This window comes from Virgibacillus salexigens (assembly GCF_000723585.1).
Taxonomy (GTDB): Bacteria; Bacillota; Bacilli; order Bacillales; family Amphibacillaceae; genus Virgibacillus; species Virgibacillus salexigens.
In genome coordinates, this window is record NZ_CCDP010000003.1 from 309,005 (window position 1) to 326,099 (window position 17,095).

A 17,095-nucleotide genomic window follows, 5' to 3' on the forward strand; every position below is an offset into this window, starting at 1 on the left:
CTATCGATTCTGATCAAATGAACTGTGCTTTATCGTGTAGTTGAATAGTGCCGGGGTAACACTTTCATATCCTGCATGATTTCTACGCAAAATCGCTTTCAGCCTTATACTTGTTGAAATATAGTAATAGTCAACAGTTATATTTTTTAACTGAGTTCCATCACTTGGATGACCGAATATAATTTGATTATTGATATGAGCATATGCTTTACCGTTATTTTCATTTAATCTCTGACTATCATAGCTGTTGATTGTATAATCAGTGATATTTTTATATTCTTCTCCTTGAACCCTGACTATTAACGGATAAGTAAAGCTATTGGCATTTAATACTTCTTTATTATCAGTGTACTTACCAGTATTGTTATTGTAGTTATATAGAAAGTCTCTATGCAAATAAGGTATATTTGTCAGTGTTATATCATTATGTTGATCAACCTTATCAAAGTATTCACCAGTCTCTCCTTTATCATTTAAAAACTGGGTTGGCGTTAACTCTGCATCTTTTAGAAAGTCTACTAGGTAAGCTGATTCATGTGGCTTATAATCTACAGTATAAACACTCGTTGGAGAATAATAACCATTTTTAATTCCTACCTTCATGGAGCTATCGCATAGGATATACATGCTTTGATCCATTGGCACTCCATTACGTTTAATTACAATTGTATCCTTTGAAATAAAAGGAAAACGGAAACTGAAATTAACTGTAGTGCCTTGCATTAACTCTGAACACGGTTCAATATTGTCATCTCCAAATAATAATTCACCTTCTACATATGCATGGTTAGACGGCAGTATAGCTTTCCAATCAGCAGGGATAGGGTTTCTTTTATCTGTAACATAATATTCGATATCAGTTATTTTTGAACTATTTATAATTGGCTTGTCTGTCTTCGGATCAACTTCATCTGGTGCAACAGAAACATAATGGTGTTTCTCATCAGTTGATAAAGCAAGCTTACCGGTATTGCTTGATATAGGAAGCGGCTCACTTATATAAATAGATTGTCTATGATATTTCCTACCAAATACACTTATGTCATAGGCTCCATATACATAAGACACTTTATTAATCGGCTTCCATTTTTTGTCCAAATCAGGGCTTCTCTCGTCTGTTACTGAGCGTTTCTCGCCAGTTTTGTCTAATGCATATAAAGCTAGTAATAAAGGATTTTTATAATCTCCTATACGAACAATTTCTAATGCCTTTTTCGCTGCATCTAACAAATTATCCTGCCTAAATATTTCGGCCCATTCTTTTAGCTTATCCAGATATACATTCCAGCCACTTACCTCATTTTTTCTATCAAATGAAGCTATAGTCTCTCCTTCTTCTGCATAATCCTTAATTAAATCTTCATTTGATGCTAAACTATCCCATAGCTTCGTTTCATTAAGTTCGTCTTCATCAATCATATAGTTCTCTTTTGTATAATTTTCTTGCCTAACCAATATACGAATCATTGATATTTCAACTGAAGGAAACTGAAAGACCATTCGATCCACTGATTTTTGACTTCTCTGGTGAAGTGTAGGATGATTAGGTGATATCAATTCATACATTTGGCCAGTCCTATTCTTATTTTCATAGCCATGTATGCTAACCACCTCTAATGGATAAGAAGCAAAGGGATCAAACCGAACTTCTGAAACAGTTGAAATACCATTCAGCATTATCTCAAGCTCACATAATGCACCATCTTTAGGGTAATCATGATAATCATGACTCCAAATATCTTCAATATCCTGCGTAATGATATCTTCTACTAGTACTGACTCTGCCCAGAATGTATTGGCAGATCCGTCTATCGCATTGCCAATGGGATATTTCGTTTCTTCTGATTGCAATCCGATTCGATTTCTTATTTTTATATCCGCTAATTTTCTACCATAATTTGTTTTTAATTGATCTAATGATTGAATGCCTGCCAACTGAATTGAATTGCCGACATTCTCTGCATCATATATTGACGACCTTGTTTCTCCGAATCGATCTTTTCTAAAAACAGAAAGGAGGTCTTGCTTACTTTCTGTCCATTTTGGAGAATGAAACTCTTCATGAATGCTTTCAGTTACGTCTTTGTCCTGTGTTAACATTAGCTGATATTGCTTTACATTCGTTCGCATATCAGTGATCTTTTTCCTTATCTCTGATAAAGATGATTTTGTAAGTTGATGATGACTTCCTAGTAATCTCTCAATTTCATTGGAAGATTCAAATATGGTTGCTAAATCAAAAGCAATTGATTCTAGATTTGCATTATAATCTTTTGAATTCGTTCGATCTTGCTGTTGAATAGCCTCAAATGTAGGTGTTCCGTCTCTTTCATCCAACTCTTTAATTAAGCGTTCCATTTCCTTTTTAAATTCATCGTCAGAACGAATCAAACCGTTTGCTTGTTTTCTCTCTAGTAGTACTAATAATTGCCGTCTTTGTGACGTGGGCATTGTTATTAGAAAGTCATTTAAAAATTTACTCACTACGTTCACCTCACGTTTCTTTATGTAAAGAGATAAGGCAGCTGAGCTGCCCTATTTGGGAATAATTCCTCGATCCCCATCAAAAGGTACATATTTTTTTTGTTCTTCATCCCATTTTTCGAGCTCAAAATGACTCAAATTCTTATGATCGTTATAAGAAAAAAACGCATGTGCTTTTCCATCTATTATCTCAATGTACAACCCTTTTGGTGTTATTTGTTCTTGAATAATTTCTTTATGGTTTTGCATGATTGAGAAGTCTACTGTCCAATCCTGCCCCTGCATTGCTTGAATATCTGATAGTATATCCTGTTGTTCTTTCTGGAATGTAAGAAGATCTTGCATGTTTTGACTATTCTTCTGAACTAGCGTGTCAATCATGTAAAACATAATATCATGTGGAACATCCTTCAAAGCCATTTCCACTGGAAAATAAAGCTTAATAACCTCAAGGGGCAAATAGTTTAATGATACGATTCCTTCTTTGGTAATAGTTCCATGAATAATTTCTCCTGCAGGATGCAATATTGGATTTTTATTCTGGTCTAACACGGTGACTTCTCCAGAAACAAATGCAGCACCCTCTAATAAAGGAATCTGAATTTCTCTTGATGTTACTTCTTGTAATTCATATACATAAGGAATAATAAGATCCTTATCACTAATATCTTTTCCTTCTAGCGCAATGTCAGTAATTTTTTGAAGTCGATAATCTAATTTTAATCCATCTTTAATAATGCCATCCACTTCACTTACTGCATTATCAATTTCTTTATTAATACGAGGGTCCGAGCTCGATCTGCCTTCCGTGTCTTTAGCAATCTCTACCATTTCTTCTTTCAAATTATCAATTAGCTTCTTTAAACGCTGTCCTCTACTTGCAACAATATCGAATGTAGCAGTTCCTATTTCTGCTAAGGCTTCATCAGCTTTCACAAGTGCAGTTGTTGATCTTGTTGTATTTGACCCAACTTTACTGATACTATTTAAGATGCTTCCTTTTGACTCACTCCAGTCTTCAATTTCCCTGTTAGCAGACATAAGTCTTGCTTCTAATTCGTTCACAAAAGGAATCAATTCCCTTTCTGAATAAACCGGCATTTTCTTCACCTCGTTACTATTTTATCATGAAAAGCATTACATTTCATTTTATATTTCAAAAATTTCTGTATTTTGTAAATCTAATTCATCTGGAAATGATGTTTTTTTGAGCTCCTCAGGATCGTAAAACTCAATAATTGGTAACACTCCGAAAGCTTTGTGTTTATTTACAGCTTCGTGTATTTCTTTTTCATAAAACCCTGAAGGATTGTCTTTAGTTTTTAATAGGGTTTTTGGTAAACGTATAATAATTATTCCGTTTTCTTGATAAGCCTGGCCATCAAAATATCCAATATCCCAATGGTGCAGCGACTCTTTATTTACTTCTTCAATTATCTTTCTGGATAAAGCTTCATCTAGACCTCCACCTCTGGTTCTTGTATCTAATATAACAGAATCCTTTATTTTACTATTAGGTTGTAGAATCACTTTCCCTAATCGAAACATACTCGCATCGTATTTAAAGTCCTTATCATCGAACCAAAATGATTGATCGGTGTGCCGTATTACCTGACTATTTTGAGTCCCGTTTATTACATCGCCATTTTTATCCTGAATTAATACAGGTCGAATGTAAATATGCATCGGTTTTACAAGTAACTCATTTGAAGTGGCTTCTCTTTTCTCATATGAATCAATTTCATGATCGAGTGGAATCCATTCAAGAAAACCGTTCGTATTGATTGTGTGTGTATGACCAGGACTTGGATTTAAATCTAAATGAAAGAAATAATCTGCCAGTATCTTTTCTCCTAAAATTGGGTCAATAGATACAATGGAATTTATAGAAATAATATCATTATATTCCATACTTCTTTGATCAGGATGTTTTTGGTCATAAACATAATTAATTGTAGAATTGAATGGAGCCTCTCCAATAATTTGATGTGAGATATTAGGCGTTAATTCCAATTGGTGTTGCTTAAATTCCTCGACAAAAGATACCCACTCTTCTCCAAATAGCTCTGTTGGTTTTAATATATGGTTTATCTCGTATTCTTCTTGGTATCTGCCAGTAACATAGGTTTCCTCTAATTTCTGTGTTACTGGGCCAAATGTTTTTTCATCGGTTATAATAATCTCATTTTCGATTGTTGATGCATTTCCTAGAACTGCTTCAATATATTGATTCATAATATCTTTATATCCATTGTCATTTTCAAATAGATATTTAGATTGATTACAGGTTATGAGGACTTTTTGATCTCCGTTCTCGTATAATGCAATGATGACATGCTCTCTTGCTTCATCTATCCAAGCAATTGGAGTAACCATTGAATTAGAAATAACAAGCTCACAATCTCCTTCAATCTCTATCGAGTTTTCGGTCCCATTGTAACTTTCAAAAATAGGGTGTACTGTATTCACTTCAATAGAAGCATCATTTGTAGAGTAATCTCCGATATGGTTTACTGAGACACCAAATTCATTTAAGGTGCGATTAGCGTTTTCTGCACGAACCGATTCGTTTTCTTCTAATATAGGAACAATATAAATACCATCACCTAAGTTACTAAAGAAATAGGTATTTATGTCTTCAAATACAGACTCATTTGGTTGAGTAACCCCGTCAGTGATTTGATTTAAGTATCTTCCAGCCAATAAAAGATCTACAGGATTATTTATAATGCTTTGTTGCTCTCTATAGAAATCCCATCTATATGGAAGTCTGTTAGCTACGCCATTTATACCTTGAGTGTCAGAATACACATCATTCATATTAAAGCCAGACGTTAAACCAAAAACCGTTCTAGTTTCAGGTTCAATTATTTCAATTTCTCTTCTTTCACCCTTTGCATAAACTTCAAAAGTCACTTCTGATGCCATGGGAACTTCCGTTGGTATTACTTCATATTCTATTTCTCTTTTATGAAAACCTCTGTAAGTGTACCAATATTCTTCATAAGCATACCTGATAATAACCTTATCTTGCTCTCTTATTCGATCGATGAGATATATAATACCTTTGGCAGCATCAATATCTTTAACTCGTAATACTCTAGCTTGATTATTCCTAAAAGCAGTTACTTCAATGTAGCTTATTTCTTGCTCTGATTTAAGACAGATTGGATAATACTTAGTTTTTATTGCAAATTCATCTAATATAATAGGTGTTTCTCTCTCGACCAATGTGGTTGGACGATTATAGAATTCTTGATTAGTATATTCAGGAACGGCATATTGTAACGTGACTTCCTCGATGTCATCTGGTTCTTTGGGTGCGTAGTTTAATAGCACTGGATATGTTTTATAAATGGAAGGTGTACGCTCTTGTGGCTCAAAATAGGGTAACTGCAGTTTCTTTTCAAACCTTCCATTTTTTATTCTTAGGTACCAGTTCTCAACTTCTAAATCCGCATCCTCTACTTTAGGCATATCTATGTCCAATTTTTTACTATCATCTATTTTAATAGCAAATAAAGGAGATGCTTGTAAATCTTCATAATGAGTCCAAGCAACCAGATCAACATCTGCTGCCAACTTTGTCTCATCGACAAAAGAAAATACTTGTATCGGTCCCTCTCCCGTTATAGAAACACTTACCTCTCCGCTATTTCCCGTAACAGTACCAACATAAGATATTGGCGTATAAGAGTCAGTATTATAACCGGAACCAGCAATACGATTCTTAACATCTTGATCACAAAACTTTCGAGTATTCTCAGCCATAATTGCTCTTGGTCTTCCAGTATAATTCAAATTTGGAATAGATCCAGTTACAGTTTTTAATTCACTTGTTTGGATATTGAGGAACTCAACGTTTTGACTATAATTAAAGACACCAAAAGCTCCTTTATTCCATTTCGTTTCGATTTGATATGCACGTTTCCAATCTTCCTCTGCAATAGTCCCAGTTTGAAAATAGAGGTTTGTTGTTTTCCCATGTGACTCAACCCGAATATTATTTTGCCAGTTCCGAATGTGTCCCTGATTCGTAATTGTAGACTTTTCAGCAACAACACTTTTTTTACCATTTTCAACTTTATAAACACGCTGGTGATAAAGTCTCCACCCTCGTTTTGTCAGATAATCCTGATCAGAACTAGCCTGTGGCCTTCGAAAGATATCCCATTCATGAAGTGATGCTGGTTGAACATCTTCTATCCGAGTCGAGACCTCAGCTGTCCCGTTCCTATCTCCTTCAATAGCATAAAAGTAAAAGTTTTCTTCGTCTTGAACTCTAAATAGAACGCCAACTAAATCATCGTCAGTTCCAACAGTTTTAAATGAAAAATCTGTAACATGATTTTCTACATCTAGATGCATCTTATTATATGCACCAACAAATGCACTTTGGTTTTCATCATCTTTTAAAACTCCATTTTCTATCTTCCAAGAAGCAATACCTGGTGTCTTTTCTATCATGACTGCCCCTACAGCGTTTCGAGCGAAAAGTTCTTGCATCTTAGTTTTCTTATTAACTGGTACTGCCACTTCATAATCAATTTTAAATTCAACTGGTAAATAGTCATGATATAATCCTGACATTCGAAGTCGATTTACTCCTAATTCATCTTTAAACTGATCTACAGGATAGCGAATTAATCCATCTTGTTGCTGTCGAAATCTATAATTTATCCGATGGTCTTGATCAATCATTGAATTGCCTTTTAGTTCTCCTCTTTCTATTCGAAGTAGCACTTCATGTATTGGCACATCATTAGGAAGTTGTAATTGCTCCATAATATTCCCTTCCCCTAACAATTCTTCAATCTTTTTAATACCATCTAGCTTATGAATAGGTTCTGGTTCAATTGTGATTGACCTATCTAAAGGGATAATAGGTGGCTTATCAGCAGAGACAAGAATGGTTTCTCCATCATCATCTAAAGTGACAGAGACGTTTTCTCCCTTTGTTATTACTGGCATATTCCAAGCAAAAGATTCAACAAATTCTGGAACTTTCTCTGTAGGCAATTTTGTAGGACTTGCAGTAATTGTAAAATTCCCATCAGCATGATAATTAACATGCCCGCTGCCATGAACATCTAGATTATTATCAGATGTCTCCCATAGCTCTATATCAGTTCCACCAGCTTTAGGATTTGTTGTGTGGCCCCATACATATCCATAACCCGCTTCATCAATATCTAGAAAGATATCACCTTTATCACTTTTAGCAGTATAAGATTTCACTTCATAAGATGCATTATTGTATTTGTCTATATAATTTTTTATGAATGGCTCCAACATTGATCCAACTCTTTGATTTATAATACGTATTTGATTATGACTATCAAATGTTACTGGGTGCTGGTCTGTTGAGATATCAACTCTTTCAACTTGTTCCCCACTTTCATCCTTTATAACTACATCTCCAACTACCCACCAGTTTCCTGTATATAACGTAGGTATTCCGATGATACCCGAACCTGTTACTTTAAATTCAAAATCCCATTGTGTCTTTTGTCTTTCTGCTATTACACTTACCTTATGATTAATAGGCAGACTTCTGAGTTTTACATTAGGATGTTTTGCACTAGTCCATTCATCAGGCTTTACATTATCTGCTTTAGCAGCAGCAAAGTCATTTAGTCTTTCTTGAATTAATGTTTCAACATTTTCATTATCAATTGCTTCGACAGTGGTATACATTAGATTTCCCTTGGCATCTAGGATTTCATAAGTAGCTTCTTGAGGAATGGAAGGAGTTCCGATTGGTTGTGATAGCTCAATCATATCTTTTACATTTAATTTTCTTTCTCCATAAGGCATCCCTATTTGCTTCCATTCTTGGGTGTATTCTCTTTTCTCATGATTCAATAATGCATTTGGATTTACAACCCAATCGTTGATATATCCTACTGTTGCTATTTGATCCTTTCCTGTAGGATCTTTATATCTTGCAATAACTTTATAATTAAACATGTTTTTCTTTCTTGGATCAAACTCGGCTTTTTGAGTAACAAATACTTCGTATCCATCATTCGCTGGTTTTTCTTCAAGATAATAGTACTCGTCATTTGCGTCTGATTGGTCTAATATTTTTCTTTCTACTGGCTGAAAAGCGCTATTCCCATTTACAATGCGAAGCTTTCCACCCTCAATTAATTGTTTGGTTCTACCATATGCCTCTATCGTATTATCTGCGTTACTGTAAAGCTCTAACTCGTTTGTTGAACTTTGCACTGCATTTTCTGGAACTACTTTGTCAATATGATTATATCTTACTTTAAACGTATCAATTTCATTTGTATTCTCATGCAGATATATTTTCACCCAATGAATATGTGGATTATCTTCCATAGCCATTACATAGATATCGTGTTTAATGTCATCAATTGGATTACCATTTTCATCTACAATTTTGATTTGGTCTCCCCTGTATTTCACAACTTTATTAGGCTCACCCTGCTTACTATCATAATGGTATTTAATTTCAAATTTATAAAACAAAGCCTCATCAGTGGAATGCTTATTACTTTTAAACTGTCTTGTAACGTTAATATCCCTTGATGGGAATAAGTCATATGGCGGTTTCTCTTGGATTGAATCTAATCCAGTATATGTAGATACATATACTAGCTTTCCTTCTTCATCTGGCGCTGCTAAGGAAACTTTTTGTTCTTGAGGTATTACATTTTCAGGGATAGAAGACGTATTTATAATCGATATATTTTCATTGTGATCTAACCTAGGTGTATGAATATATCCAAGATTAACGTCTCCTTCTGGAACCTCTCCACCTAAACGCATCGTATATGTGTTATCTTCTAATTTTTCATCATAAGCATGCGTTTGTTTTTCTTTATCTGACATATTGTAATCCTCCAATCTATTTATATGTACATTGGAGGGAATTACCCTCCAATGACTTTTAAATATAAATCTGTTTTAGCATGCTCTTCTCCCATGTCATAAGTAGCTGTAACATAGATGATTCCATTTTTCTCAATTTGACCGCTAAGAATGATCATCCCCTGACCATATTGGTCAGTAGTGATTGTTTCTGAATGACTCACCTGATTGGTATCCATATAAGAGACTGTTACATTTGAATTTTTAATCACAGACCATTCATGATTGCGAAGTGTAATATAAATACCCACTTCATCTTCACTATTCCCTAATAAAGTCGACTTTCCTGCTTTAAGTTCGATAAAAGCTCTTTGTTTAATATTGTCTTCAAAGAAGTTTAATAAAATGCTGTTCTCAATGCTTTCACATTCTACTCTGTAGGTAGAAAACAACTCGTTAGAAACAGGAGGAATGTCCATATAGTAATACTCTCCGGATTCATTCGTGAAACCATTATATATACGAGTGCCATCTCTAAATATAGTAAATGCTTTATTAGGAATTGGATTATGATTTTTGTCATATACCCTTACTGTTAGTAATACCTTTTCTGTTCCGCTAGTATCTAAACTATTTGGTGATATATTAAGATTAATACTTTTAGCATTTCTATCAACTTTATTTGTTAAATAGAAGAACCCTTTATGATTATGATTGAGCAAAGGATTGGTCATTACATTTGTCTTATAAAACGGACTTGCTTCATGTCCTTCATACTTAATTTTTACTTCATTTAATTCTTGATAATTATGAAAGACAACTGCTGCTTGGTCCTTACTCACATTCTGGTTTTCAATCACATAAAAGCTGTCTTGAATTTTATAAGACACTTCTATCTTATCTTTAGCAAGCATCTTTTCCTTGAAACAAATACAGGATTTCTCTTGATCCCACTCATAATCATCAATCGCTTGATCATTGACACTAACAGTTAGTGTTGAGTTATCTATATCTTGGTATTTTAAGTAATAGTTTTTAGAACCATTCCCTTTAATTATTTCCTTATTTTTTAAGGAAATATGATTATACTCGTTATAGAAATTTACTTTACGTAGCAGTCTTCCATCTAACGTTTCAATAATGATAGGGCTCCCTTGTTTAGGTCTTGGGGAAATTAGTAGCTCTTCTTCTTGGACTACTTTATTAAGCTCTATCTCCCTAGCAAATAGATAATGTTCTCTTTCTTGGAAATAATAGTATCCATTGTGAATTTTAGGGCTCCAAGGCATTGGCATTTCTTCCTTTATTTCTGCCTTTATGTTATATCCTAAATAAGGTGAGATGTTAGACGAAGAAAGCTTTTCATAACGACCACTTGGGGTTTTCCAACTTAATTGGATCAAGGCACTATCTTCTAAGTCTGCATAATTTAATTTAGTTGGATACCATTTGCCACCTTCTAGATAGAATGTATCTGTATATTCGTTATAGGTATTACGATCCCATTTATCAATAATAAGTTGGTGATTCACCCACATTCTTACAGCATCACTTACTTGAATAGAAAATTCATAAAAACCTGTTTCAGGAGCAAATAAGTAACCATCCCAGCTAATAGCAAAATAATTATTCGGATTAGCTTCTGGTAATGTTATTGGTTCGATACTAGGTTCATCCTTATTATCGATTGGTTTATTCTCTGGTGGAGGCGGAGGAGGATTATGACCTCGGACAGTTGCGTATACCTCTGACTCACCTATCTGTGTTATTGTTTGCCCTGTTTCCTGCTGGTTCTTGAAATAAGTTTGGTAATCACTACTGTCATTTCGAATAAAGTATTCTACTTCTAATTCATCTACCTGTAGATTGTGACCTTCTACAAAGATACTTAATGGCTCATATAACAAGGTCTGAACTCTATCTGATATGTGAACTTCGATATTTGGATTATCCTCTATCACAGGTCGCTCTATTTCATAGCTCATTATTTGACTGAATGAAGGCTCCTCATTCGGAGTGATACGCTGGTATTTTTGCAACCAAAAATCCCAGAAATAGGTATATGGCTGTGAGCGAGTAACAGGACCCCAAGCTCCTTTTAAAAAGGGGTTGTCTACATCTGTTAAATCAAATTGAAGGACTCCATTTGTCCATACCTTAATTTGACTGCCTTTTGTACTAATTTCAATTTCATTAATTTCATTGGCATCTGGGGTCCATGTCAGATTATTATGAGCCAACATAACTTTATCGTATGTTAGTTTACTTACTCCAGCTTCCTCAGGATTTAAGCAAGTGTTTTTAAAGACTGCCATACCTTTTACATCAACGCCTCCGCCATCCCACTCAAATGAATAAAAATTCTGGGTGGTGTCATCAAACTTAAATATAGCTCCATACATATCATCGTCACCATCTCGCACTTGAACTTTAAATCCAAATCTATAATCTGTACGGTTCAAATCAGATGGATTGTACCATCCTGACCTTAGATTTTGATTTTTCAGGTTAGTAACTTCTTGATAGTTTTCTTCTGGTGGACCATGCCAATCTCCTGGGCCATTCAATCCTTCTTGCTCTATTGGGTCTTCATCCCATTGAACCCATTCACCTGTGAAATTAGAAATATCAATTATTTCTTGAATAGGGTAAACTACTTCCATGTCGAGATGAAAGCGGAAATGTAGATTAGGATTTAATGCCATCATTGAAATAGATGTTCTTTGTTGTTCCATAAATTCATGAAGAGGAGATCCATTTCCCCAATCAAACCATATTTCTGGATCAATTCGTGTCCCTTTTAATTCTCCAAGGTAATTTTTAGCGTCAGGATTAAACTGGTCTTCTGATATATATGATTGAACATGCAGCCAATCATATTTATTTAGACTGCTATAAATCCTTAACCGATTACTATCAATGTCATATTGACTTTTGTTTAAAAGAATCCCATTGTGATAAACATGAATGTCTTTTCCAGTAGGTTTGTTTAAAACAAATTCTCTCTCTACCGAACCTAGACTATAATGAATATGAACCATCCCTGGTTGGATGGCATTACCGTGTAAGATAATCTTATCATTATATTGCGTCCATCCATTCTCACTATCATTTGGAAGTTCTATATCATCTCTAATAACCGATATAATTTGAAATCCGTCATGATCAATATCCACTTCAACTTCATCCATGTAATCTTTAATTTGATAGCTTTGAATCATTTCTTGATAGTCACCAATGGCTTGCATACTTTCAGCGATAATATGTGAGAGCAAAGGATATTGATAATAGTACCCATTCCATCCACTTCCTTCACCTCTCACTTCTTCTGTCCATACATCTACAAATGGATTTGTACTAATAACTTCAAATTTATCAATAATTGTATCAGCCATATCATAATAGGGATCTTCTTTTGGATCAATTTCAATTGGGTCTTCAATTGTTAATGTTTCATTTGAAGAAATAGTAAATTCTGTATTGCATTCTTTCCATTCACTATACCAGTCTGTGTACCACACATATGCATCCATATGATCAGAGAAAAAATCAACTGTCTTCTTATCCTCTGAAAGATTCCAGTTTATTCGCTCATCATTTACTTCTATATAAGGTCCGGTAAGTGAAACTAAATGATCTGGAATATAAACAACATCAGTTGGTACATCTATCATATCTGCCTTCCCCAGGCCATCTTTAAAGAATGGTCTTCTCCCATTAACTTTTCCGTATCCAATGTATTTGCCAGATATCCACGGCACCAATCGAGGTCGATCCTCACAATGAATTTCCACTTGGTCAGCAATTTGTTTTGTCTTAATAAGCGGTCGTCCATTAATAATGTTTATTGGTTCTGTTGTAATGTTGGTATTTTCATTTTCAAAATTACTTTTAAACCCCATCCAGACTTCATTAGTAGCATTAGGCTTTATTTGGATAAGGAGGAATTCTACATCCTCATAACCATGATACATTACCTCCCCAGTGTTAGGTTCGATGTAATGCTCTGGCATAGGTGGGATATCTACAAATTTATGTTCTCTATTTGTTACAATTCCTTCGTTCTTGATATCTGCTGGATATGTTCCCTGATACCATTCTGTAGTACGCATATAAACCTTTTCATTCTTTAACTCGATTTCATCGTAGTCATCATTAATCGTTTGTGGAACCACGGATAAATGATAAGTGGCCCATTGTAGACCATCAAATTCTTCACGGCAATCAATTGATTGATACCATCCTTGATAAGCATAAACTTTATCAGTGAAGTCTTTCGTTGTTTCAATAACTTCTGGATTCCTCTCCCACATTGTAAAACGTTCACCTTCTAAATCCCAATCATCTAATGGATTGGATGGAACATTAATCTGTACATTAGACCGTTCATAAATCAATATTGGATTTTTATCCAGATACCTTTGTAAATCTACCCCAAATATCTCATCTGCTGTTCGAAAAACTACATTTGCGGTAGATGGTGAAATTTGTTCTGGTGTAATAAAAGCAGTACCTTTTTTTATAATTTTATGTTTTCTGATTTGCCCAGCATCTGGAGGATTGTATGTTTTAACTGTTACTGGCCCATTTGCTGAAGCACTCATGGCTCCCTTAGATGAATCCCTAACTATTCTTGTTACTGAATTTACTTCGTAGTCGGGATTAGAAAGTCCTGTTTGAGCTCTTGCTGCAGCCCTAGCTTCACTATTTACATAAGAAGCTCCAGAGCTCGCAAGCTTTTTAGAACCAGGGTCTTTATATTTATACCACCCACTTTCAGGCTTTCTACCTGAAATGTCATCCCATCGAGTAACAGCTATCTTTTCGAATTGTACAGATTGAGAAAAAGTTGCTAACCCGACACTTCCCTTTGAAAAGCTGCTACTTACATTAAATTGGGCTGCTAACCTATAGTTATTTTCACTATATCTACCTGATTTGTAACTTTGAGTGTAGATTTTTACTTGATTACCTGTGCACCTTACTTTTACACTATTTTTCCAGTTCATATTAAACCAGTCCTGTTTCCAACCAGCGCCATTACCTCTATAATTAATCTTTACTTCCCGCATTACACCATTGGTTACTTTATATACTTTATAATGCTGTTTCCCCCAACCATAATTATTGCTAATATTACGGTACTTAGACATTTGACTAGAAGATAATTTCATCCCACTATAATAATTGCCAACTCCAATTGTTGCTAGATTTGTACTAACAGTATATCTAGAGTATTTATTTTCAGCTTTTGTATGAGAATAGCCCCCAGTTAAATTACCAGTTAGCATATTGTATCCATTATAGCTTTTGGGTTTCCATGAACTTACACAGGTTTCATCGCCTTCCCATAAAAAAATATAGAAATCTTTATTATTTCGATCTGCACGAAAGATAAAGCCAAGCACATCATTATCGGCACCAGGCATGGATACTAATCTGTTTGATGAGGTCACCACTTTAGCGTAAGGGTCACTTCTCAGACCTGTAGATTTAATTGCTTTGAATTCGTATTCAGCTTCATAATCCGTCCAGTTATAGAACTCTTTAGCTATAATACCACTAGCATGTGAACGGTTATCTATTTCCTTTACATAGTTTCCAGATTTATTCCAAACAGATCGTGGACCGGGCCCTATAAAGTTTCCGTTTCTACTAGTAAAAAGATCAGCTGCTCCAGACACTGCTTCAACAGCAGCTTTCCCTCTCCAGTTTACTGCATATTCCAACGTTTCTTGCTTTACTCTAGATTCTACATTTAGCTGCGCTTCCCAATCTCTATTTGTTGGTTGTGGATCCTTTTGCTTTACAGAATATTTCATGGTTTTACCAGGGTAAGCATCTACTCGATGATCATAGGCTTGTTCATTATCCGTAACCAGTTCTTCACCTTCATAATGAATTCCATATTCAAAAGGTATCTCTGGGTAGATAGTTGTTTGATGTTTTTTTCTACCTCTATGTCTTGCTGCATATTTGAATGGTATCGTTAGCTCTTCCGATTCCGGGGTTTTTAAGAAGAGATCATCATTATCTCCAATACCAGAATGAAAGGCATTAACCTTTTCGATTTCTTCCTTTCCTTCTGTTTGTATTTCTGTAAGATGCCCCCGAGGAGGAATGTATTCTGCCATTTCGTTGTCTTCTGTCCACGGATCGATTTGATAATCTTCATCATTGCGCTCGATTTCGTCTGTTTCTTCTACGTTAATTGGATCTGGGTTTATATTCTCTTCCATATCGCACTATCCTCCCATCGGTTATGTGTAAATGAATAGTTCTTCCAATTTTCTGTGTCTGTATCCCACATATTTGGAATATAACCTACGCCACTTAATTCCTTAGAAACTGTATCCCAGTATCCCTCACCCCATTTAAACTTATTCCACATAATAGGTGCAACAGTGTTAATGTAAGCTACCCAATCAATCATTCGTTCTGTTGCCTGACCGTTATCTTTAAACATTAAATAATGTAATTCTGGATTAGATGTATCGTGGAATTCATACTTCTCTATTCCCGCAATTAAACTAACTGTATGGTTTCTCCCTTGATTCAATGGATAGATAAGGATATGATTACCATTTAATATTTCAAACTGATCTGACTCTAGTGGCTGATAATCCACTTTGATTGAATTAAGATCAACTAACCATCCACTTTTGTTGTAAATTAAGAAGGGATTCGAATCATCCAGCCAATTTTCATTATGAGTTATTAAATTCAGCTCTCTAGCTATCCCGCTTGAAAGCCCATCTTTTGAAGTATTGGCTGGATAACGAAAAACATCTAATAATCTATTTTTAAAAGCAGTGTTCGTTTCTAGATAATTTCGCTTTAAATTAAGTAGAAGACCGAATTCATCTAGTGTATTCCAAATATGATAAGGTTTGGGAGTCGCCTTAAATTCAGATACTCCATCTTTATTTTTAACAATCCCTCTTATTTGATCGTAGCTATCTTGGCAATAAAATTTCCTTTCCCGGTAATCAATAATCCCACCTTCATTTGCATCGTTATAGAAAAATTCATGAATGCTTTCTAATATTGGTAGTAAATAGGTTTTATTATCCTTCTGATAAAAGATACGGATATCATCATTCTGATTTATTTTTGGAAGGGAATAGGTATATATCCAATCAAGCATTTTTGTTTCTGCACTTACTAAATGCTTCTGCTCATCAATCCAATTCAACCAGTCTTCTACTTCTTCTAGATGGATCCCAAAAAAGTTAAGAAATTGTTGTCCGATACTTTCTTTTGATTTACGGATTCTCGTCCATTGCGGATATTCATTTGCAAGTGATTGTGTGAATGTTGAATACCAATATTTATTAATACATATTCCGAATATCCCATTAACATCTGTTTCAAATTCAAAGCTCATCTGTTCCGTATTGTTTATGGAATCAATTTCATTCCATTCATGGGTTTCAGGGTCATAAAAACAAATAATAGCATACTTAGCTTCTATTGCTGTTAACCTATTAGAATAAGGTATGGTGATTTTAATACTAGGATCTGTTTCATTTGTACTTAATTCAAATTGCAGATCGGTTAAACGGTAATCTGTGTACCACTCACCATTATTATGAATGATTGGCTTATCGTTTAACCCATAATTATCTTGCTTTACAGTCAAATCTAATGGGCCATTAGCAATCAAATCCACATTCGCAGAATGACCAGTTTTATTATATTTTGTTGCATATACCTGCGATGATCTTTGCGACTCTAATAGTGTCATTTCCAAATTCACTCCGTCCGAATT

At 34.7% G+C, this 17,095-nt stretch carries 5 protein-coding genes; all 5 read right to left on the reverse strand.

What is annotated here, in order from left to right:
• From BN990_RS19740 to BN990_RS19760, 5 genes are read right to left on the reverse strand one after another with little or no spacing between them, the layout of a single operon-like run.
• Positions 1–2,484 carry a hypothetical protein gene (locus tag BN990_RS19740; protein WP_038246620.1) on the reverse strand — a complete coding sequence of 828 codons (2,484 nt, stop codon included), beginning with the start codon at positions 2,482–2,484 and terminating at the stop codon, positions 1–3.
• A 51-nt stretch (positions 2,485–2,535) separates the two neighbouring features.
• Entirely contained in the window at positions 2,536–3,585 is a 1,050-nt protein-coding gene (locus tag BN990_RS19745; protein ID WP_038246623.1) for a hypothetical protein, read from the reverse strand.
• A gap of 48 nt (positions 3,586–3,633) precedes the next feature.
• Positions 3,634–9,345: a hypothetical protein gene (locus BN990_RS19750; protein ID WP_038246625.1), complete on the reverse strand. Its 5,712-nt coding sequence runs from the start codon at positions 9,343–9,345 to the stop codon at positions 3,634–3,636.
• 41 nt (positions 9,346–9,386) lie between these two features.
• Positions 9,387–15,563, reverse strand: coding sequence for a PA14 domain-containing protein (locus BN990_RS19755; RefSeq protein ID WP_038246627.1), 6,177 nt, complete (start codon positions 15,561–15,563; stop codon positions 9,387–9,389).
• Positions 15,548–17,071: a hypothetical protein gene (locus BN990_RS19760; RefSeq protein ID WP_051739336.1), complete on the reverse strand. Its 1,524-nt coding sequence runs from the start codon at positions 17,069–17,071 to the stop codon at positions 15,548–15,550. The genes BN990_RS19755 and BN990_RS19760 overlap by 16 nt, the downstream gene beginning before the upstream one ends.
• Positions 17,072–17,095 lie beyond the last annotated feature (24 nt).

Bases quoted from the DNA above. Each gene is read 5' to 3' on its own strand.
- BN990_RS19745 (WP_038246623.1), bottom strand. From the start codon at position 3,585: ATGCCGGTTTATTCAGAAAGGGAATTGATTCCTTTTGTGAACGAATTA.
- BN990_RS19750 (WP_038246625.1), bottom strand. From the start codon at position 9,345: ATGTCAGATAAAGAAAAACAAACGCATGCTTATGATGAAAAATTAGAA.
- BN990_RS19755 (WP_038246627.1), bottom strand. From the start codon at position 15,563: ATGGAAGAGAATATAAACCCAGATCCAATTAACGTAGAAGAAACAGAC.
- BN990_RS19760 (WP_051739336.1), bottom strand. From the start codon at position 17,071: ATGACACTATTAGAGTCGCAAAGATCATCGCAGGTATATGCAACAAAA.